The organism is Apibacter mensalis (assembly GCF_001418685.1).
In the GTDB taxonomy this organism is placed as follows: domain Bacteria; phylum Bacteroidota; class Bacteroidia; order Flavobacteriales; family Weeksellaceae; genus Apibacter; species Apibacter mensalis.
In genome coordinates this window covers 12362-34248 of the sequence record NZ_LIVM01000006.1, presented here as the reverse complement: position 1 = coordinate 34248, position 21887 = coordinate 12362, and the positions used below count along the sequence as shown (strand labels likewise).

Genomic DNA, 21887 nt, shown 5'->3' with positions numbered 1-21887 from the left:
TGTAAAGATAATGAAGATTATTAAATATCTTATAATATTATTATTAGTCATAAGCTGCACACATAAAAACAGTAAAGACAATTTAAATAAGAGATGGAAAGTAGATGTAAGCAAGATACAAGTATCTGTTGAAATTCATGATATAGCTAATGATTTTTATAATTTAAATTTTTCAATTTCAAATTTCAGAAAAAAATATCCTTTTTATTTAAGTCAGGTTACCCCGGATTCTAGATTTGAAAGAGATCGAAGGGATAGTATGGAACTTAATATTTATTCTGAAATAAAGAAAAAAGTCGCTAATGATAAAATAAAAGCAGAGCTTGAAGATCTTTTTAAGCACATCAAATATTATTATCCTGATTTTAAGTTACCTACCGTATATTTATATTCTTCATTTACCTCCGATTATTTGAATCCCATAACTTATATCCCACAAAATAATTATTTACTTATCGCAACGGACTGTTTTTTAGGATACGGGAATAAATACTATGATATGATGAAGATAGACAGATATATCCAGAGAACTATGAGCATGGAATATTTATCTTCAAAAACAGCAAAAGAAATAATCAAGGGGATGGCATTAGTTCCCCGAGAGATAACCAGCCAATCCTTTGTTTCACAGATGATTTATCAAGGTAAAATTTTAATTTTAGAAGATGCATTCCTTCCTGAAATCAAAGATTGTTATAAAATAGGATATACTCAAGATCAGATAAATTGGGCAAGAGATAATGAGTTTGAAATATGGAATTTCTTCATTGAAAATAATTATATTTTCAGTGATGATATATCCCTTTCCGATAGGTTTTTATCGTTAGCGCCGTTCTCCAAATTTTATACGGAAGTTGATTCCCAAAGTCCCGGGCAAATTGGTTGTTGGACTGGATGGCAAATTTGCAGGAAATATTTAATTAAAAACGATCAAGTAAGCTTACAAGAATTTATAAAGAATCCTAATCATGAACAAATATTCGCAAAATCTAAGTATAAGCCTAGTCCTGATGCAGAGGAACACTAAAGTTTGATCAGAAAAAAATAAAGTGAAATTTTATATATAGATGCTGATGAAAGAAACAGAAATAAATTTTAATGTACAATTAGATGAAAACCATATTCCGGAAAAAATTATATGGGCAGCCCCTGACGGAGGAGTAGTGAGTGCAGAAAGTAAAGCTATTTTACTATCCGTCTGGGATGACAAAGTTAAAGAAGCATTAAGAATTGATTTATGGACGAAAGAAATGCCTATAGATGAAATGAAGCGTTTTTTTCATCAAGTATTACATTCGTTGGGAGATTCCTATCAAAGAGCTACTGATGAAGAAGAAATAGCAGAGGAAATTAGAAAATTCGCAGAATATTTTGCAGATAGGAGTGGTATCAAAATGTAATATATATTTTTAAGCAGTAAAAAAGATTTTATTAATCTGATTAACCATTATAACATCTTTGAATCATACCTTTTTTTAAGGACAAGTACTAACATATAACTAAAAATAATGATACTATATAATAGAAATAGAAGATTAAGAACAAACCAAGCTATAAGAGACTTAGTTAGAGAAACAACTCTAACCACCAATGATTTTATTATGCCCATATTCATAGCAGAAGGAGAAAATGTAAAAGAAGAAATATCGTCAATGCCCGGAATATATCGCCAGTCATTAGATCTTACTGTTAAGGAAGTAAAAGAATTATGGTCTTTAGGGATTAAAGCTGTGAACATTTATGTAAAAATTAATGAAAATCTAAAGGATAACACCGGTAAAGAAGCCTGGAATAAAGATGGCTTAATGCAAAAATCAATCAAAGCAATTAAAAATGCTGTACCGGAAATGGTAATCATGCCGGATGTCGCTTTAGACCCTTACTCCATTTATGGTCATGACGGAATTGTTGAAGACAATAAAATTATAAATGATCTAACAGTGGATGCGCTAGTAAAGATGAGCCTTAGCCATGCAGAAGCTGGAGCAGATTTTATTGCTCCAAGCGATATGATGGATGGAAGAGTTGCAGCAATTAGAGAAGCTTTAGAAGAAAATGGATTTCATGAAGTAGGTATTATGAGTTATGCAGCAAAATATGCCAGTTCATACTACGGTCCTTTTAGAGACGCTTTGGGAAGCGCTCCGGGATTTGGAGATAAAAAAACTTATCAAATGGACTATGGCAACAGTAAAGAAGCTATTAATGAAACATTGAAAGATATTGAAGAAGGAGCAGATATAGTAATGGTTAAGCCAGGCCTTCCTTATTTAGATATAGTTTCTAAATTAAATGAGATAGTGGACGTCCCTATTTCAGTATTTCAGGTTAGTGGTGAATATGCTATGATCAAAGCAGCTGCAAAAAATGGATGGTTGGATAATGATAAAATAGTTATTGAGAGCTTAACATGTATAAAGAGAGCAGGAGCCAGTCTTATTTCTACCTATTTTGCCAAAGAAGCAGCTAAACTTTTGAATCCATAAATGTAAAAAAATTATTAAAAGCTTTTATTTATATTCCAAAAGGCTTCTTAATTATATTTTAAACAAATATCTTTTTAAAAAGAATAATCCCAATCAATTTAATTAGTGATGGATATTATAAAATTTTAAAAGAGCTAAAATGATTGTTTACGATAAAATGTATAAATGATTTTTAAATGATTATCGAAACTACTCAATAAAATAAAAAAGCATACTTATTAATAAGTATGCTTTTTTTTAATATTTATACTAAAAATTATTTTTGTTGTTGATTTAGCAATATTCCTCTATAATCGATAATGTCAGAATCCTGATATAACGATCTTAAAAGTAAAGAAGGCATTTGTTGAGCATATTGGTTCATTAAAGAGGTCTTAAGTTGTTTTTTGTCACCAATTTGTCCTTTTGTAATGGATTTAGTTACAATCACATACACCCCTCTTTTGCCTTCAATGGCTTTAGACTTAGCGCCTTGCTTTATTCCAAAAGCAGCACCCCCAACTTTAGGTTCGAATTCACCGTTAACAGATGGGTTATCAAAGCTTATAGAAGCATTACCTTTAGTGGTTTTAAATTCAATTGCTAAATTTTCTAATGATTGGTTTTGAGAATTAACTTTTTCTGCAATAATTTTACCCAGTTTCTCATTTCTTACCACACTTTCAATTTCATCTCTAACTAAAGAAGGATCAGCTAAACCTTTACTAAATAAAGAAGAAACCCTGACTACTATATAACTCTGATCGCCGGTAGTAAATAACTCAGTATCACCTAGTTTTCTTTTAGAATCAAAAGCCCAAGCAATAATATCGGAATCTTTATCAGTATATAACCCATTCAGCATAGAGCCAAAACGTAATATGCCTCTTTGTTGTTGCGGTTTGTAATTAGATTTTCTTGCAAAATCAATGAATTCTCTAGATGATTTCCCTTGAATAGATTGTATGAAATTGGTTGATTGTTTTCTGGCTGTTTCGATGGTTTGCTCAGAAGGTTTAATTTCTTTAGCAAGATCTGCTAATTTATAGACAATATCATCTGGTTTTCTTTCAGAAATCATTAGAACTAGATATCCTTGAGGGGTTTCAATGACTTCAGCTTTATTAATAGGAGAGATTTCCAAAAAATGTTGTAATTTTTTATAAGGAGCCGGAAAGTCTTGAGCGGTAGTTAATTTCATTTCACCCTTATTTGATGAAATGGTTGGATCATCCGAATACTGTGAAGCTAACTTAGAAAACTCATTCGGATTTGCATTTAATTTTGCAGCTAACTCATCTGCCTGTTTTTTTGCCTGGTCTTTATTTCTAGCCGTCTTAGGCTGAATTTGTTTAGCTCCTGTATAACTTATTAATATATTTTTTGCGGTTACGGAATCCGTATTTTTTTTAGCAAGTAATTTGGATAAAACATAGTATCCATTATCTTTATAAGCATTAGAAATTTGTCCTATAAAAGCATTTTTTACCCACTTTTGTATGTTTTGAGGTAATTGTTTTTCACTTCTGTATTGTGATATAAAAGGTCTATCTGCTATTTGTGCAGTATTTAGTTCACTAATATATAAGGAGTCATTTTTTACTGAACCAAATGCTTGAATAGTATCTCCTTCGATAATTGATTTAGATAATAAGGCATTTAAAGCATGTAGAGTATTGTTTTCGTCAGAAGGGGTGGGTTTAGCAGAAAAATACACAAAATCTAGCGTTCTATTTTCATCAATTTTAAATATAGATTTGTGTTTTTCAATATAAGCTTTTAAATCTTCATCTGTAACCTTTACAGGATTTATTTTTTGATAACTATTATAATCGATTTTAACAAATTCTATATTAGCTATATAGGATTGATTTTGTGCTAATGTTTCAATTTCCTTATTATTAGTTAACATTCCTGAACCATAAGCTCCTAAAAATTGTTTTCCCATAGCTTGGTAACCAAAATTCTTTTTCAAGGTCATCATAGTCTGGAAATATTCCCTATATTCCGGGGAAGCATTTTGGTTTTCTTCCATTTTTTGGAATTCATCCTGAATCAACTTAGTGTTAATATTTCCGTTTTTATCTTTAAATTGAGGATTGTTAAATAAAGGAGAAGATTTGGCCATATTCCAAATCATTTTATCAGTTAAAATTAAACCCGAAGCATTGAATTTTTGCTCAATTAATTTTTGTTCAATTAGCGAATTCCAAACTTGTCCTTCAAGTAAATTTTCCGGATATTGATCTTGATACTGAGAAGATAAAAGACGAAGTTGACTGTAATATTCTTGGCGAGAGATAGCTTCTTTATTTACTTTTCCAAAAACATTGGGATCTTTCTTGCCAATTCTGCTCCAATCGATTCCGCCTAATAAAAATAATAATAATGCTACTGCAACAAAACCTATTAATAACCCGTTTCTTTTTCTTATTTGTCCAAGAATAGCCATTTATTCGTAATTTAATTTATTTTAATTTACGAAATTACGGTTTCGACATGAAATATAAAAATAATATTTAATTTAGTATTCATTTTTAGAAATAAAAAAACCTGCAAGATATTTCTTGCAAGTTTTTTAAAATAAATTTAAAAACAGACTATTTATCTATTGATCCAAGGACACGCTTCATAAATGCATTTAAGGCATTTTTTTCATCCATACCCTCTTTCATTAGTTTATTAACTTCTATAGCACCGTACATATTAGATATTACTTCTCCTAAAACATCTAATTCTTCATCTTTCAAACCCGGAGCATCAGTTAGATTCTCTAAGGTTTCAATAGTTTCATTGATATAATCTTCATCATTATTTTCAATGAATTGAGTTAAATGTTTAATTACGGGTAACTTCATTTACTAATTCTTGTAAAGGTTCTAATTTATTAGTTTGTATTTGATTTAATAGTTTTCCGTCTTTAAAAGAAGCAAAAGTAGGGAGATTAGTTACATTAGCTAATTTTCGAGATTCCGGGAATTTTTCTGCATCTACAATCAAAAACGGAATAGTACTATTTTCTTCTCCTATTTTTTTGAATTTAGGCTTCATAATTTTACAGTTTCCACACCATGAGGCTGCATACTGAACGATAACTATCGGAGATTCTTTGATAATTTCACTTAAATTATCTTGTTCTAGCTCTTGTACCATTTTTTTTGTTTTTTTATGTTATAATTAATGAGAAGATAAATAATCTGATACGCCTTTACGATTGGCATTCATCGCATCTTTCCCTTCTTCCCAATTAGCTGGACATACTTCACCGAATTTTTGAACATGAGCGTAAGCATCTATCAGGCGTAAGTATTCTTGAACGTTTCTTCCTAATGGCATATCATTAATACTTTCATGAAAAACCTTGCCCTCTTCATCTATTAAGAAAGTAGCTCTGTAGGCAACATTAGATCCTTTTAATACAACTGTTTCATAATCTTCATTATATTCGGATGATTCAATATCTAAAATTCCTAAAATATTAGAAAGATTACGTGTGGTATCCGCTAATATAGGATACGTTACTCCTTCTATACCTCCATTATCTTTAGGGGTATTTAACCAGGCAAAATGTACTTCATTGGTATCGCATGAAGCGCCTATAACTATAGTATTTCTTTTTTCAAATTCAGGTAGTGCTTGTTGAAAGGCATGTAATTCGGTAGGGCAAACGAAAGTAAAATCTTTTGGATACCAGAATAATAAAACTTTTTTATTTTTTTTGGTTGCCTCTTCAAAAATATTGATCTTTAAATCATCACCCATGTGATCCATGGCATCTATTAAAATGTTTGGAAATTTTTTACCTACTATTGACATAATTTTATTGTTTTGTTTATCAAAATATTATTTGTTTCAAAATTAGTTAATAAAATAAGGTACTAACTGCAATGAAGTATCATTCTTTTTTATTGAAGAATAAAAAAAAACTATATACATGAAAATATTTCCATGATAATTTTTTAAATTAATTATTAAAATAGAAAAAAAAGTCTCTGTATGTAAATAAAAGATATAAATATGAGAAATGGTTTTAATCGATAAGAATTGAATTGTAACATGTGATATTTATAAAAATATAGGTAAACTAATTACTTATTTCCTTATATAAAAATATTGATAATAAGAAAATTTAAATATAGATATAGAGTGGAAGAATTATAATTATGCCAAAACCTATTTTATCTATTTGAAATTATTATGGAATATTTAAATATTTGTGAGTTTGTAAAGAAATATGCCATTTAGGTTCTTTCATTACATAATCGATGATTTTAGTGGTAACTTTATTCCTTTTGCTCCACTCAGGTTGTAAATATAGAATGGTATTTTGATTCACATTTGAGGCCTGTTCTTCCGCAAAGATAAAATCATGATCGTTATAAATAATTACTTTTAATTCATTTGCTTTCGCATAGACACTTTTTAAAGGAAGGGCAGTTTTTTTAGGAGATAGACATATCCAGTCAATATGTCCGGATAGAGGATAAGCACCTGAAGTTTCAATATGTATTCTACATCCCAAATTTTTTAACCTAATCGTCAAGGGCTCCAAATTCCACATTAACGGTTCTCCTCCAGTTAAAACAATGGTTTTACATTTAGAAGCAGCTATTTCAGCAATTTTATCAACCGAACTAACCGGATGAATAGCAGGATTCCAACTCTCTTTTACATCACACCAATGACATTCCACATCGCAACCTCCGATTCTTATGAAATAAGCAGCTGTGCCAGTATACCTTCCTTCTCCCTGAATGGTATAAAAATGTTCCATAATAGGTAATGATAAACCGGATTCTAAGTTCCTATTTATGATATCTTTCATTTACTTATAATTTTTTAGCAAAAACAACTTGCAAAATTACAAAAAAGTAATTATTTGTAAAGATTGCTTCCGTCAATATAGTTGAACACTTCCGGAGGCAGCATAGGACGAACATTTTTGTGTTCTTTAATCATCGTACGTATTAAAGTAGAGGATATTTCAATGATGGGAGCAGAAATTTTATGGATATGAGGATGAACAATAGCTGTTTCTTTTTGTATAACGTCAATACGAGGATAGACAAATAAAGAATGATATTTTAGAATTTGGTCATAATTTTTCCATTTGTGAAAGGTATTAAGGTTATCTTCTCCCATCAGTAAGGCGAACTCATATGAAGGATATTTTTCTTTAAGTATAACCAACGTATCAATGGTATAGGAAGGTTTAGGTAATGTAAATTCAATCGAAGAAGATTTGAAATTGGGATATTTTTCAATGGCAAGGTTTACCATTTCCAACCTATAATGATCTTTTAATAAGGTAGATTTATTTTTAAAAGGATTTTGCGGAGTTACCACAAACCAGATAGTAGTAAGGTCTGTATTTTCAATAATGTAATTTGCAATGATTAAATGTCCTATATGTATGGGATTGAATGACCCGAAAAATAAACCTACTTTCATTCAGCGAAGTTACTAATCCTTATAAAATTTAACATCTTTTATTTGCAGCTGATAAAAAGTTTTGCCTTGCCAATAATTTTCATATAAAGTAAAAACCATGTCAAAAGGGTATTTTTCAAATTTTGGTAAAAGGTGTCCCATTTTAAAAGCAATGGCTTCGAAAGAATTTTTAATAGAATCTTGAAAAACAATAATTTTTAAATGAGATCGATCTTTTCCCATTAGCCTATAATCTCCTCCGAAATGAACATTCCTGGCTAAGAACACTGGGCGTAAATTAGCCGGACCAAAAGGCGCAAAATAGCTGATTAGCTTGAAAAAACGTTTATTTATTATAGATAAGGATATTTCCTCATCTATTTCAATGGTAGGTGTTCTTTGGCTTTCCTTAATAGTTTCTTTAACTACAGATTCAAATTTTTCTTTAAAGGGTAGAAAATTTTCCTTTTTTATGGAGAGTCCGGCAGCATACATATGACCACCAAATTGTTCCAGATATTCAGAGGTTTGTTCCAAAGTCTTATAAATATCAAAGCCGGTAACACTCCTTGCAGAAGCAACAAGGTCTTTATTTTTTCCTTCAGTAAATACTAAGGTAGGTCTATAATATTCTTCTATAAGTCTGGAGGCGACAATTCCGATGACCCCTTTGTGCCAGTTGCGATTAAAAACTATTGTGGAATAGGTGCTGGTTTGGCCTGTTTTTATAATTTCTTGAATTGCCTCGGAAGTAATGTTAGCATCAAGTTCTCGGCGTTCATTGTTAAGCTCATTAATTTGAGTATAAATCTTTCTGGCTTCAATGTCGTTGGTTGTAATAAGCAACTTTACCGCATTACTTGCATGACTGATTCTCCCTGCTGCATTAATTTTGGGTGCTATACCAAATACAATATTATTAATCGAAAAGGCTTCACGGGTTTCTTTAGGTAAAAAGACCTTTAAACCTACTCTGGGGTTTTCCAACAATTGTTGTAATCCGAAGGCTGCTAAAATCCTATTTTCCCCAGTTATGGGGACAATATCAGCAGCTATACTGATTGCGACTAAATCTAAATAGGGATATATATCATTCGATGGAATATGTTTTTTTGTTGACAAAGCCTGTATCAACTTAAAGCCAACACCACATCCGCTTAAAAATTTATAAGGGTAGCTGCAATCAGGTCTTTGCGGGTCTAAAATAGCAACAGCTTCCGGAAGAGCTTCATCCGGCAAATGATGATCACAAACAATAAAATCAATGTTTTTGTCTTTTGCATAAGAAATCTTATCCTTTTCTTTAATACCGCAATCTAAAGCAATTATTAAAGAAAAACCATTGGAAGAGGCAAAATCAATACCTTGATAAGAGATGCCATATCCCTCTTCATATCTATCCGGTATATAATAATCGATATGCTTATAAAAGGAATTAATAAAAAGATACATCATTGCTACAGACGTAGTGCCGTCCACATCGTAATCGCCGTAAATAAGGATTTTTTCATTATTATTTATAGCTTTTTCAATTCTTTCTACAGCAATATTCATGTCTTTTAAAAGAAAAGGATCATGAAGATGATCAAGCGAAGGTTTAAAAAAAGTTCTAGCTTCCTCAAATGTAGAAACACCTCGTTTTAAAAGAAGACCGGTAATTTCCATAGGAAATTCCAGTTCCTTAGCTAATTTTTGAGCTTTATCAGGATCGGGTTGAGGTAAAATTAACCAACGATTTCTCATAGGTTACAAATGTATATAATTTTAGTAAAAAAGAGTAATTTCATTTTATCTTTTATATTTATAGGAGGTTGGTTAAAAAGATTGAATGTTTTTATATATTTGATTAAAAATAAAGTTATATGAAGAGATTAAGAATTTTATTCTTTTTTTTGTGGCTGTTTAGCTTACTCTCTTGTAATTCGGGGCCTGGAAAATTTAACGATAATTTAATGGAAAATCTTAATAAAGCGGATAGGGAATATACTACCTTTTATGCTCTGGTTGAACAATACCCAGATACCAATGACTTTGTTTCCGTCACTAAAAGAGGGAAAGTTGCCTTAGAAAAAATGGAAAGATTGATTAACGAAATTAATCAATATGAAGCACCTAAAGAAGGAGAAGATCTTAAAAACTTATGTGAAGAGTATATCAAAAATATGATTATTTCGATAAAAGGATTTACTTCAGTAGAGAAATTAGGAAAAGATCAATTTGAAAAGGCAATTGAAAATATGGATATAAATGAAGTACAATTGAATGAAATTGATCGCAAAATTGTTGAGGCACAAAAATCATTTGCCAACAAAAGAAGATTTGAGTTAAAAGATTCACCATCAAATAAAAGATAGATAGGATAAAATTTTATTATTGTTACTAAATTGAATATTGGTGGAATTTATTTTCTCTTACTTTTTTACAAATACTGAAATTTATTAATTTATTACCTTTGCTTAAATCAAAAAAAAGATGATTAACAAAGAAAAATTTTTACTTAAATCTTACGAACTGGGAATAATAAAATTTGGTGAATTTACTTTAAAAAGTGGGATTTTGTCTCCTTTTTACGTTGATTTACGTCCTTTAGCATCCAGTCCAGAATTATTAAGCGAATTGTCTCAGCTTTTATTAGCAATGCTAAAAGATTGTAGGCACGAGCTTATTTGTGGTGTTCCCTATGCAGCTTTACCTATGGCAACAGCAATGTCTTTAGAATCCAAAGTGCCGTTAATAATAAAAAGAAAAGAGAGTAAAAATTACGGAACAAAAAAAATGTTGGAAGGAATTTTTACAGAAGGACAACGTTGCGTGTTAGTTGAAGATGTAATAACAAGTGGAAAAAGTTTGTTAGAAACTATAGAAGAAGTAGAAAAAGAAGGGTTGAAAGTAAAAGATATCGTTATTGTATTAGACAGACAGCAGGGTGGAAAAGAATTATTGGAAAATAAAGGGTATAATGTTCATACCTTGTTCAGTATTGAAAATGTGATTGATATCCTATACAACCATGAATTCTTAAATCATTCGAAGGTTATTAAAATTAAAAATTTTCTTAAAGAAAGACCAACAGTACAGTTTAGTGTACCAAGATTAACCTACGAGGAGAAATTAAAATTGCAGAATCATCCGATCTCTAAAAAACTGATTGAAATTGCATTATCTAAAAAAACCAATTTAATAGCATCTTTAGATACCTATAAATCTGAAGAAATATTAAAATTAGCTGATCAAATAGGAGACTTTATTGTGGCTATCAAATTGCATGCAGATATAATCACAGATTTTTCAGAAAACTTTGTGTACGAATTAAAAAAGATTGCAGCAATTAAAAACTTTTTATTATTTGAGGACAGGAAATTTGGAGATATTGGTAATACACAACAAATGCAATTTAACGGCGGAGTTTATAAAATTTCCGATTGGGCGGATTTAGTAACCTCTCATGTTATAGCCGGAGAAGAGAGTTTACAAGTATTTGGAGAAGAAATAGGGGTGGTTACTATTGCAGAAATGTCATCAAAAGGAACTTTAACTGATGAAAACTATAAGTCTAAAGCGATAAATATTTCAAGTAAAATGTCCAATGTAATTGGATGTGTCGCCCAATCTAAATTACCACCATCTTTATTGTTATTTACTCCGGGTGTAAATTTAACTGAATCAGAAGATTCAAAAGGTCAGCAATTTAATACCCCTGAAAAAGTTTTCTCAGACTATCATACAGATTTCATTATTGTTGGAAGAGGAATTTATAGAGCAAAGAATCCTGAACAAGAAGCTATAAGATATAAAGAAGAAGGCTGGAAAGCATATTTAAAAAATTGTTAAGATTACATATTAAAATATTTTGACGGAAAGAATTATAATTGGAATCGATCCCGGAACGAACGTTATGGGATTTGGAATAATTAGTGTAGTGGGAAATAAAATGGAGTTGTTATGTATAGATGAGCTAATCCTTAAAAAGGTAGGATCACATGCATTAAAGCTAAAAAGAATATTTGATAAGACCTTATCGCTCATTGATACTTATCATCCGGATGAATTAGCGATTGAAGAGCCCTTTTATGCAAAAAATGTTCAATCTATGCTGAAATTAGGCAGAGCTCAAGGCGTAGCTATGGCTGCTGGTTTATTAAGGGAAATTCCCATTACAGAATATTTTCCCAAAAAAGTAAAAATGTCAATCACAGGAAACGGTAATGCATCCAAAGAGCAAGTAGCAGGAATGTTAAAAACTTTGTTGAATTTAAAAGATTTTCCTACTCAATATTTAGATGCTTCAGACGGACTGGCTTTAGCAGTATGCCACGTTCTAAATAGCGGAACCCGATCCGCTGTAAATCATTCTAAATCTTATTCGGGTTGGGATTCCTTTGTTAAAAATAATCCTAAAAGAGTCGGTGGTTGATAATCTCGTGAAATGAAAAAAACTATTGATAGGTTTTTAATTAAAACTCAATTGTGGGTTTCTTTCATGATTGCTTTATTATGCATATTTTTTGGATGGTTGAACCATTCTGTAAATTATAACAGAATTGGAATAGTTTTCTTTTCTGCATTATCTGCCTATAACTTTATATGTTTTCAAAACTCTTGGTCAGAAAAAATTTTAAAAAAAACTTCTTTTTACCTGGTAACTGTAAGTTTGTTACTTGTGGCTTATCTCATATTTAAGGAAAAAAATTTAGCACAACTCTTCCATACTTTATTTGTTGGGAGTTTAGTTATAATGTATAACTCTAATTTTTTAAAGATCCGATTTAGAAACATCCCGTTGCTAAAAATTTTTATCATATCATTTGCTTGGGTCTATACAATTTTACTCATTGGAAATGCAAGTACTTGTAAAGTAATCTCAGAATTTTTAAGCCTATATTTATTTATTATAGGGATAACCATACCTTTTGATATATGTGATATGGAAGAGGATATCATTTTTACTATTCCCAAGTATTTAGGAATACGTAAAAGCAAGTTTGCATCATGTCTTTGCCTATTTTCATCCGCATTATCATTTGTATTAACTTTTTGTAATCAAGATGATTTACCATATGTGATAGCCTGGGAAGTGGCTTGTATGATCAGTATAAGTATGATTGTATTTATGGAAAAAGTACACCAATTTTTTTTTACGCATTTTTGGATTGAAGCCTGTTCATCCTTGCCCTTATTAATAATATTGTTGCAAAAAATAAGAGTCGTTTTATTTTAAAAACGACTCTTGCACTCATTAAAAGTTGTTATGAGTTTTAACGGAATCTGTCTACAGATTTTATGAGCTTATCATCCTTATTGATGTATTTATTTGCCATGGTAAGCAGAATAATCAGCAGGACCGGGACGAGTAACTCAACACCTTTCTCAGGAAGAAAATTTCTTCCTCCAGATGAATTTAGCAAATCATAAACCATAAAACCGATCAACACTACGTTTATAATTATGTTTAAATAATTAATTTTTCTTTGAACACCTCTGCTTTTAAAGCAGAATTGAGAAATAAAAGCTAACAATCCCCAACACATCACGAGGGCTAAAATAAAAACAACTGGTGAACTTTTATCTGATCATATTGGTACTTCCGGTTGTTCTGCTTAATTATTTTAAGCGATACTAGTCAAGGTCGTCACCACGTTACCTCTTTCTCCTTCAGCTGTGGATATTCAAATATAGTTATATATATTCTTTTAATGGGATAATTTATTTAAACCTATTTAAAGGTATTAGTGTATATATTATAATTTTATTGAATTTATAATAAAATATATGTATATTTACCCTATTAATTTAAAATTTAAAACTCATCAAAAACTTGAATTTACTAAATGTAAAAGAACTTACTGATGAAGAATTAGTAAACACTGAAGGAGGAATAGGTCCTTTAGCTATAGCTCTAACTGTAGGAGTTTGTGGTTCTTTGAAGTAAAGATTTTGACTTACAAATATTTGTAAGCCATATTTTATTTATACATTTATAATATATTTATTCATGTTAAAAATAAAAATAAATAGCAAGCAATATTTATCTAAAACCATATTAAAAGATGTTAATATTCATATACTTGAAAATGGGATATATGGTTTTTTTGGAAAAAATGGACAAGGAAAAACTACCTTATTTCACTGCATTTTAGGATTTACTAAATATCAAGGAGAAGTTTTATTTAATAATAATAAACTTGAAAGTCCTGAAATTGCCTGGATACCGACAGAACCTGATTTGTATGAATATCTAACCTGTCATGAGTTTATAATGTTCTATAAGAATATTTCTAGAGGAAAGAATAATACTTTAGATCCTGATAAATTATTATTTGACATAGAATTAAATAAAATTATTAAAGAATGCTCTACCGGTACTAAAAAAAAAGTATACTTGAACTCGATTCTACAAATATCTGATTATAAGATATATATTTTTGATGAACCATTTAACGGATTAGATATCGAATCTAACTATTCATTATTAAAATATATTCAAGAGTTAGGTAAAACAAATATTGTTCTTATATCTTCTCATATTATTGAAATAATATTACCATATCTTAAAGAGTGTTACTTTATAAATCAAACTACTGTTATAAAACACACAAAAGAAAACTTATTAAAAAACTTTGAGCTAAATGTTTAAAATTAAAAAGGCTTTATTCTTTATATATAAAAATCGATATAAAAATTTTGTATATAAAGATAATTCAAAAATATTAATATTCATTTTTTATATTGCTTCTCTATTGTACATAAATAAATATAATAATATATATATAACATATGTTTTATTTATGTTTTTATTTATACAAATATTTGTACTACATAGTAATAGAGAAGATTATAATTTACTTTACCATATTTTTGGAAGAAAAAAATTAATCATTTTATTATTAATAGATTATTTCTTATATAACTTACCCCTCTTAATATTTATTTTTATAAAAAGTAACGTGCTATTTATCTCAATATCTATTTTTATCTTTGTTTTACCTTTTACTAGACTTTCTTTAAATAAAAAACTAATTTACTCGCTACCTTTAAATAGTTATGATCCTGTATATATAACATATATAAGAAAATATCCTTTCATAATTGTTGTTTTTTTTTTAAGTTATTATCTACATATAGAAGGTATATCTTATGATAATATAAACTTGGTAAAAGGAACTTATTTTGCCATACCTTTTGTTAATTTACTTGTAAACTCTAATAGAGATAAAATTATATTTATTAAACTATCTAAATTATCCGAATATTATTTTATTTTAAATTTAATAAAATCTCATTTATCTTTCATATTTATATTTGTGGTTCCTCATATTATTATAGATTTAATCTCTAATACTATTGATATTTTAACCATATTTATGGCTATTGTACTTTCAATCTTAATCTTATTACTTAGATATATTTTTTTCTTTAATACAATATTATTTTCGATAGCCTCTTTGATACTATTTTTTATTTCTTTTAGTTTAACATTTTATACTGATAATAATATTTATTATGTAATTTTTATATTTGTTTTTATTCTATTGATTATATTCAAACAAACTCTAAAATCTATTAAAAAATTAAAAACAAATGTTATTTATTAAATAATTTTTACATTAAACTATATAGATAAAGTTTGTTTTTTCCATAATGATGCATATTTACCATTTAATTTAATTAATTCTTGATGAGATCCGTTTTCTAATAGTTTTCCTTTTTCAATAACTATTATATTATCAGAAAAAGCAATAGTACTTAATCTGTGCGCTATAATAATCAAAGTTTTTCCTTTATTTTTAAATTCAACTAATGTTTTTTGGATAATTTGCTCTGATTCAGAATCTAGGGCAGATGTAGCTTCATCAAGAATAAGAATTTCAGGATCTTTATAAATAGCTCTAGCAATAGCAATTCTTTGCTTTTGTCCGCCAGAAAGGAGAGCCCTGTTTTCCCCTAAGTAAGTTTGGAAACCATTAGGTAATTTTTCAACAAATTCTAAAATGCCAGTAGTCTTTGCTATGTCCATAATCTTCTGTAAGTTTGGGAAATCCTCTCCTAATGCTATGTTTTCAATTACATTTCCAGAAAATAGATCTATTTGTTGGGGAACTGTAGAAATCAAATTCCGAAGAGAATAATTCGAAATATAATTTAGATCATAATTACCAATCATTATCTTTCCACTTTTTAAAGTATATAAATTTTGCAATAAAGAAGCTATAGTAGTTTTACCAGAACCACTCTCACCAACGATAGCAGTAGTTTTACCTTTAGGAATCATACAGCTAAAATCTTTAAAAACCTCTATCCTGCTACCATAACTAAATGTGGCATTTTTAAATTCAATATCCCCTACATTTTCTCGTGTTAATTCAAATTTATCTGTTGATTCCTCTCTTTCCAAATCCATAATTTCAAAAAGTCGATCAGCAGCAATAACAGCATTTTGAATAGTTTTATTTAGTCCTATTAATTCTGTTACAGGATTAGTAAAATAACCTATTAAAGCATAAAAAGATAATAGCTCTCCTGGTGTTATAATCTTATCTATTACATATTTAGAACCTGACCATAATAATATAATAGTGAATATTCTAGATAAAAATTCTGTAGAATTTCCAGAAAAAAGAGTGATTAAAACTGATTTATATATTGTATTTAATAACTTATAAAAATAATTATCTGTTTTGTTATTTTCAAAAGATTCTAAACCAAACTGTTTTATAGTTCTTACAGAATTAATGGACTCCACTAAATGTGATTCTAAATCAGCAGAATCTTCCATTAATTGTCTTTCTATTTTTTTATTTAATTTATTTGTTATCCAATATACTAAAAAATATAAAGGAATAACTATTGCTATAATTAATGCCAGTTTCCAGTAATAAGTAAACATTAGAGCAAATAAAAAAATAATTGTGAAAATATTTACAAAAATTTGAATAGCAGCGTCATTAATAAAAGTACGAATCTTGACTGCATCATTTATTCTAGAAATAATTTCTCCAACCTTCATAGTATCAAAAAAAACGTTGGGGCAAATCTAATAGATGTTATATACCTATTTTATCATTACGCTGTTCAAAATATTCATTAGGCTCTAAAAGAATTAACATCCCTGTCCATATTTTTGCAAATTCTTCTATTTTATATGCTTCAATTTTTCCTTTAGCTGGATCCATGAATGAAACAATGTTCTTATGAACTTTATAGATAACTACATAATGATGCATTGTTTTATTAACAATGACATGTGCAATAGAGGGAAGAGGAATTTTTGTAATTGAATCTAAATCTCCTTTAACTCCTTTAGCATTAAAACCAAGATCATTAAGACCTCGTATTAATCATAATAAATTAGTTCCTCTTGTATCTGTATGGCAAATTTGGCGAACTCTTGCAATCGAAATTAACCTTCCATAATATGCGCATATTGAAACTAAGCAAGCTACACCACAATCTTTATAATCATGCTGTTTAACAAGTATTTCTTTTTTTATTAGTTACATATTTCTTCTCTATATCATCTGAAATCATTATGCTCAAAAAGCAACATAAACATAACTATTTTATATATAGTTGATTATATTAATAGGTGTTATGTTTTTATTACTTTTGTACAAATAGTCCCATTTTTATACAGATTAATTTTTATTCTTTTAATTTAGGATTAAACCAAATTATCAACATGATCAAACAATAATTGCCACAAAGTGCGATCAATCAAATGAAAACGAGTAGTTAAAGTCATACCTTTTTCAATTTTCCCTTTATATCCATTCTTTAACTGTAGAAAAGTTTTATCCATTGAACATAATACTCTAAAAAAACTTTCTCCTGTTTGCTGATTAACTGTAAGGTTCTTGTCAATCTGAATAACTTTTCCCTCTAAAAGTCCCCATTGATTATAATTATATGTATCCATTTGTATTTTAACTTTTTGTCCAAGATATATAAACCCTATGTCTTTTGGGGAAACGTAAGTTTCTATAACTATCATTTCTTCTGGAGAAATAGTTCCTATCTCTTGGCTTTGTATTATATATGAGTCTTGTTGTATTCCATGAAAATTTATTAATCTTCCTGAAATTGGGGAAGTGATTATATAATTTTTAGCTTCTTGATCTAATCTTTTAAATTCTGAATTAAGCACCTGAATTTGTCTTTCTATTTCTCTTTTATCTGCTTGCCATTGTGCAATATGTTTTTCTTTAATTGTAGAAATTTGTTTTTTAATATTTTCCACTTTAAATAGATCTTTATCAAACTCTGATTGAGATATTACACCCTGATTATATAAAGTTTTCGTCCTATAAAAATCTTTTTCTGCAAGCTCTAATTCAGATTTAATTTGAGCAATATTCTCAAACATGGCTGAAACTTCTCTTTGATATTGCCCTGTTTGTAATAAACTAAAATTACCTTCTACTATCTTATTGAGGTCGTCTAACTGAGCATAATAATCTGATGCCTGTATGCCTTGTAATTGTTTTTGAGTTTCTATTTGTTCTGCTGTTATGATTAAAAGAGTATCTCCTTTTTTTATTATTTGATTATTTTGTTTCAGGTTATTTCTTATTACTCTTCCACTAACCATAGAGGTAATATTCGTATTTTCTATAAAAGAACGTACAACACCTCTTGAAGAAGAAGTTATCGGAATATGAACTATTGGTAATGAAATAAATATTAGTATAATAAATATTAATATAGATAAATATATTTTTTGCATGAAAGTATAATAATAAAAGGACAGCAAATATACAATAGGCAAAAAATAAAACCTTATTTTATTTTGATATTTTTTACTCATTAGGGAGGTAAAACATAAATGTTAGCAACATGTCAATGAGAAAAGTAGTATCGCCTTTTTGTATCTTATATTTTTTCATAACCAACGGATCTGCCTGTTCCTGTTCTTTAAATATAAGATAAAATTCCCACAAGACTAGATTATAATAAGCAAGTTATCAAATAAAGTCCGGTTTCCCTGTTGAGTATCAATAAATCTCTGAGTACTTCTCTGATAACCAAGAATATGTGTTTTTTTTCAATTACCGATAGTGAATACCAGGCTTCGGTCAGCTTATTGGACTGGTAGAGCTTAACTGAACTACTCATCATTTTATGTTTCTTTTATAGGAATAGTAATGGTACTATATCTTTTAATTAAAGAAAAAAATTTAAAACTATTTCTGAATGTTTTATTTCTTGGCGTAATCGTTTTGTTATATAATCCAAATTTTACAAGAATACAATTTAGAAGTATTTCGGTGTTAAAAATTTTTGTTATTTCATTTGTATGGTCCTATTCAACACTATGCGTGGGGAATACAGTGCCTATTTCTACAGTTGAATTTTTATTTGTTTTTTTATTTATTTATTATAGGGATAACCATACCTTTTGATATATGTGATATGGAAGAGGATACCATTTTTACTATTCCCAAGTATTTAGGAATACGTAAAAGCAAGTTTGCATCATGTCTTTGCCTATTTTCATCCGCATTATCATTTGTATTAACTTTTTGTAATCAAGATGATTTACCATATGTGATAGCCTGGGAAGTGGCTTGTATGATCAGTATAAGTATGATTGTATTTATGGAAAAAGTACACCAATTTTTTTTTACGCGTTTTTGGATTGAAGCCTGTTCATCCTTGCCCTTATTAATAATATTGTTGCAAAAAATAAGAGTCGTTTTATTTTAAAAACGACTCTTGCACTCATTAAAAGTTGTTATGAGTTTTAACGGAATCTGTCTACAGATTTTACGAGCTTATCATCCTTATTGATGTATTTATTTGCCATGGCAAGCAGAATAATCAGCAGGACCGGGACGAGTAACTCAACACCTTTCTCAGGAAGAAAATTTCTTCCTCCAGATGAATTTAGCAAATCATAAACCATAAAACCGATCAACACTACGTTTATAATTATGTTTAAATAATTAATTTTTCTTTGAACACCTCTGCTTTTAAAGCAGAATAGAGAAACAAAAGCTAACAATCCAATCATGAATAAAAGTAACATATCTGTCAATTCATCAGGAATAAAGTCGGTAATATAACCAACAACCAAACCGATTATACCGGTTAATGATAAATATATACTTTGAATTCTTTGGATCAAAATTTAGCTTTTAAAACAGCAAATGTATAAAAAATTAGCGTTTTAATAAAATATTTTGTAATATTGCTGAATAATCTACTAAAGATTAGTGTATTATTTTTCATAAAGTTACTACTTTATTCTTTTATAAAATAATCAAAATCAATATTTTACAAAATTTTCGAGTAATTTTAAAATCATACTAAACATTACTTATGTTTGAGGAACAAAAGCTTAAAGCAATGAAAGTGGCTGATTTGCAGTCTATAGCTAATGAATTAAAAATTAAAAGTTCAGGATTAAAAAAATCAGAATTGATTGAATTAATTTTAGCTTATCAAAATAAACAAATAAACTTTGGTGAGTCGGAAAAGTCCACTGAAGAAGAACCTACAGTAACTGAAAAGAGACAAAGAAAAAGAATACCTGTTAAACAGCAGAGAGAAACCTTATTTACTAAAGATGAAGTTGTTGAAAATAGAGGTTTCCATGATGAAGAGTTAGCTAATGATGGGATTCAAAAGGAAACTTCGGATAGCGATGAAGACTTTAAGATTGATATTCCTGTTTACAGAAAACCACAAGTTATATTAAGAAAAAGTGCAGACAGCACCCATTTTCAAAAAACTATAGTATCTAAGGATGATAAAAAGCTTTTTGACGAAGAATTTAAAGCCAATTGTCCCAATCAGAAGAAAAACAATGCAAAAAATGAATTTGCTAACAAACCGCACACTAACGGTAATAAATATCGTTCTTCTGACTATGAGTTTGAAGGTATTATAAAAACAGAAGGGGTTTTAGAAATTACTCAGGATGGGTATGGATTTTTACGTTCGTCTGATTTTAATTACCTTTCCTCTCCCGATGATGTTTATGTTTCGCCATCTCAAATTAAGCTTTTTGGACTTAAGACCGGAGATACGGTTACCGGAGAAGTTCGTCCACCTAAAGAAGGCGAAAAATTTTTTCCTTTGGTAAAAATTATTGAAATTAACGGAAGAGACCCTTTGTTTGTTCGAGATAGAGTATCATTTGAGCATTTAACTCCGTTATTTCCTGAAGAGAAATTTAAATTAGCAGGAAATGGAGCTACGTTGTCAACTCGTGTGGTAGATTTATTTTCTCCCATTGGAAAAGGACAAAGAGGGATGATCGTTGCCCAGCCAAAAACGGGTAAGACTATTTTACTAAAAGACATTGCTAATGTCATTTCAATAAATCATCCGGAAGTTTACATGATTGTATTATTGATCGATGAACGACCGGAAGAGGTTACCGATATGCAAAGAAGCGTAAAAGGAGAAGTAATTGCCTCTACTTTTGATGAATCTGCTGAAAAACATGTAAAAGTTGCCAATATTGTATTATCTAAAGCTCAAAGAATGGTGGAGTGTGGACACGATGTAGTAATATTATTAGACTCCATTACTCGATTGGCTCGAGCTTATAATACGGTATCTCCTGCATCCGGTAAAGTGCTTTCCGGCGGGGTGGATGCAAATGCACTTCATAAACCTAAACGTTTTTTTGGAGCCGCAAGAAATATAGAAGGAGGAGGTTCCCTAACCATTATTGCAACTGCATTAATAGATACAGGATCTAAAATGGATGAAGTAATTTTTGAAGAATTTAAAGGAACAGGAAATATGGAGCTTCAATTGGATAGAAAGATTGCCAATAAGCGTATTTATCCTGCTATTGATTTGGTTTCTTCCTCTACACGTCGTGACGATCTATTATTAGACCCTGTATCACAGCAAAGGATGTGGATTTTAAGAAATCATCTGGCAGATATGAATCCGTTGGAAGCTATGGAATTTTTAAAAATAAGATTGGATCGATCACTTTCCAATGAAGAATTTTTATTAACAATGAATCAATAAAGAATA

General features: G+C 29.3%; 21 protein-coding genes and 2 pseudogenes. 11 read left to right on the top strand and 12 right to left on the bottom strand.

The features are described from left to right. Positions 1 to 10 precede the first annotated feature (10 nt). The 3 genes from gldB to hemB all read left to right on the top strand — a co-directional run bounded on the left by gldB (position 11) and on the right by hemB (position 2486). The gene (gene gldB, locus ASC36_RS05410) at positions 11 to 1027 is read left to right on the top strand and encodes a gliding motility lipoprotein GldB (RefSeq protein ID WP_055425475.1); all 1017 of its coding nucleotides are present in this window, start codon (positions 11 to 13) and stop codon (positions 1025 to 1027) included. Between the two features lie 46 nt (positions 1028 to 1073). Beyond that, positions 1074 to 1400: a gliding motility protein GldC gene (gene gldC / locus ASC36_RS05405; RefSeq protein ID WP_055425474.1), complete on the top strand. Its 327-nt coding sequence runs from the start codon at positions 1074 to 1076 to the stop codon at positions 1398 to 1400. 108 nt (positions 1401 to 1508) lie between these two features. Further along, the gene (gene hemB, locus ASC36_RS05400) at positions 1509 to 2486 is read left to right on the top strand and encodes a porphobilinogen synthase (RefSeq protein WP_055425473.1); all 978 of its coding nucleotides are present in this window, start codon (positions 1509 to 1511) and stop codon (positions 2484 to 2486) included. A gap of 256 nt (positions 2487 to 2742) precedes the next feature. Here the strand turns inward: hemB and ASC36_RS05395 are convergent, their stop codons facing one another. From ASC36_RS05395 to recJ, 7 genes are all read right to left on the bottom strand, one after another. Then, positions 2743 to 4917, bottom strand: a complete 2175-nt coding sequence (locus ASC36_RS05395; protein WP_055425472.1) for a peptidylprolyl isomerase — start codon at positions 4915 to 4917, stop codon at positions 2743 to 2745. 148 nt (positions 4918 to 5065) lie between these two features. After that, positions 5066 to 5323: a DUF6952 family protein gene (locus ASC36_RS05390; protein WP_055425471.1), complete on the bottom strand. Its 258-nt coding sequence runs from the start codon at positions 5321 to 5323 to the stop codon at positions 5066 to 5068. Next, positions 5304 to 5618 (bottom strand): thioredoxin family protein, encoded by a 315-nt coding sequence (locus tag ASC36_RS05385; protein ID WP_055425470.1) that lies wholly within the window; start codon positions 5616 to 5618, stop codon positions 5304 to 5306. The genes ASC36_RS05390 and ASC36_RS05385 overlap by 20 nt, the downstream gene beginning before the upstream one ends. Positions 5619 to 5642: 24 nt before the next feature. Continuing rightward, on the bottom strand, positions 5643 to 6281 hold the full coding sequence (locus tag ASC36_RS05380) for a peroxiredoxin (RefSeq protein ID WP_055425469.1): 639 nt from the start codon (positions 6279 to 6281) through the stop codon (positions 5643 to 5645). 379 nt (positions 6282 to 6660) lie between these two features. Then, positions 6661 to 7290, bottom strand: a complete 630-nt coding sequence (locus ASC36_RS05375) for a 7-carboxy-7-deazaguanine synthase QueE (RefSeq protein ID WP_055425468.1) — start codon at positions 7288 to 7290, stop codon at positions 6661 to 6663. 50 nt (positions 7291 to 7340) lie between these two features. Next, entirely contained in the window at positions 7341 to 7916 is a 576-nt protein-coding gene (gene nadD / locus ASC36_RS05370; RefSeq protein ID WP_055425467.1) for a nicotinate (nicotinamide) nucleotide adenylyltransferase, read from the bottom strand. Between the two features lie 12 nt (positions 7917 to 7928). Beyond that, positions 7929 to 9638: a single-stranded-DNA-specific exonuclease RecJ gene (recJ, locus tag ASC36_RS05365; protein ID WP_055425466.1), complete on the bottom strand. Its 1710-nt coding sequence runs from the start codon at positions 9636 to 9638 to the stop codon at positions 7929 to 7931. Between the two features lie 119 nt (positions 9639 to 9757). On the opposite strand from recJ, the gene ASC36_RS05360 reads away from it, so the two are divergent. The 4 genes from ASC36_RS05360 (at position 9758) to ASC36_RS05345 (ending at position 13113) form a co-directional block, all read left to right on the top strand. Further along, complete coding sequence (locus ASC36_RS05360; protein WP_055425465.1) at positions 9758 to 10249, top strand: hypothetical protein; 492 nt, start codon at positions 9758 to 9760, stop codon at positions 10247 to 10249. Positions 10250 to 10367: 118 nt separating this feature from the next. Next, on the top strand, positions 10368 to 11726 hold the full coding sequence (gene pyrF, locus ASC36_RS05355) for an orotidine-5'-phosphate decarboxylase (protein ID WP_055425464.1): 1359 nt from the start codon (positions 10368 to 10370) through the stop codon (positions 11724 to 11726). Positions 11727 to 11742: 16 nt separating this feature from the next. Beyond that, the gene (ruvC, locus tag ASC36_RS05350; protein WP_055425463.1) at positions 11743 to 12309 is read left to right on the top strand and encodes a crossover junction endodeoxyribonuclease RuvC; all 567 of its coding nucleotides are present in this window, start codon (positions 11743 to 11745) and stop codon (positions 12307 to 12309) included. Positions 12310 to 12321: 12 nt separating this feature from the next. Further along, positions 12322 to 13113, top strand: a complete 792-nt coding sequence (locus ASC36_RS05345) for a UbiA prenyltransferase family protein (RefSeq protein ID WP_141656209.1) — start codon at positions 12322 to 12324, stop codon at positions 13111 to 13113. Positions 13114 to 13150: 37 nt separating this feature from the next. On the opposite strand, the pseudogene ASC36_RS05340 reads toward ASC36_RS05345, so the two are convergent. Then, a pseudogene (locus ASC36_RS05340) lies at positions 13151 to 13444 on the bottom strand (DUF4293 family protein); the annotation flags it as partial. Between the two features lie 266 nt (positions 13445 to 13710). On the opposite strand from ASC36_RS05340, the gene ASC36_RS10510 reads away from it, so the two are divergent. Together ASC36_RS10510 and ASC36_RS05335 are read left to right on the top strand one after the other, a co-directional pair. After that, positions 13711 to 13824 (top strand): class IIb bacteriocin, lactobin A/cerein 7B family, encoded by a 114-nt coding sequence (locus ASC36_RS10510; RefSeq protein ID WP_073961218.1) that lies wholly within the window; start codon positions 13711 to 13713, stop codon positions 13822 to 13824. A 63-nt stretch (positions 13825 to 13887) separates the two neighbouring features. After that, on the top strand, positions 13888 to 14529 hold the full coding sequence (locus tag ASC36_RS05335; protein ID WP_055425460.1) for an ATP-binding cassette domain-containing protein: 642 nt from the start codon (positions 13888 to 13890) through the stop codon (positions 14527 to 14529). A gap of 975 nt (positions 14530 to 15504) precedes the next feature. Here the strand turns inward: ASC36_RS05335 and ASC36_RS05325 are convergent. From ASC36_RS05325 to ASC36_RS05320, 3 genes and pseudogenes are all read right to left on the bottom strand, one after another. Beyond that, the gene (locus tag ASC36_RS05325; RefSeq protein ID WP_317038629.1) at positions 15505 to 16899 is read right to left on the bottom strand and encodes a peptidase domain-containing ABC transporter; all 1395 of its coding nucleotides are present in this window, start codon (positions 16897 to 16899) and stop codon (positions 15505 to 15507) included. Positions 16900 to 16936: 37 nt separating this feature from the next. Then, positions 16937 to 17317 (bottom strand): annotated as a pseudogene (locus ASC36_RS11135) (cysteine peptidase family C39 domain-containing protein). A gap of 236 nt (positions 17318 to 17553) precedes the next feature. Further along, a complete protein-coding gene (locus ASC36_RS05320) occupies positions 17554 to 18615 on the bottom strand; it encodes an HlyD family secretion protein (protein ID WP_245630744.1) in 1062 nt (353 codons plus the stop codon). 554 nt (positions 18616 to 19169) lie between these two features. Between ASC36_RS05320 and ASC36_RS05315 the strand changes: the two genes are divergently transcribed. Next, complete coding sequence (locus ASC36_RS05315) at positions 19170 to 19595, top strand: hypothetical protein (protein WP_141656208.1); 426 nt, start codon at positions 19170 to 19172, stop codon at positions 19593 to 19595. A 37-nt stretch (positions 19596 to 19632) separates the two neighbouring features. On the opposite strand, the gene ASC36_RS05310 is transcribed toward ASC36_RS05315, so the two are convergent. Beyond that, on the bottom strand, positions 19633 to 20016 hold the full coding sequence (locus tag ASC36_RS05310) for a DUF4293 family protein (RefSeq protein WP_055425457.1): 384 nt from the start codon (positions 20014 to 20016) through the stop codon (positions 19633 to 19635). Positions 20017 to 20210: 194 nt separating this feature from the next. Here ASC36_RS05310 and rho point away from each other — a divergent pair, with 194 nt between their 5' ends. Next, complete coding sequence (gene rho / locus ASC36_RS05305; RefSeq protein WP_055425456.1) at positions 20211 to 21881, top strand: transcription termination factor Rho; 1671 nt, start codon at positions 20211 to 20213, stop codon at positions 21879 to 21881. The last annotated feature ends 6 nt before the right edge of the window (positions 21882 to 21887 follow it).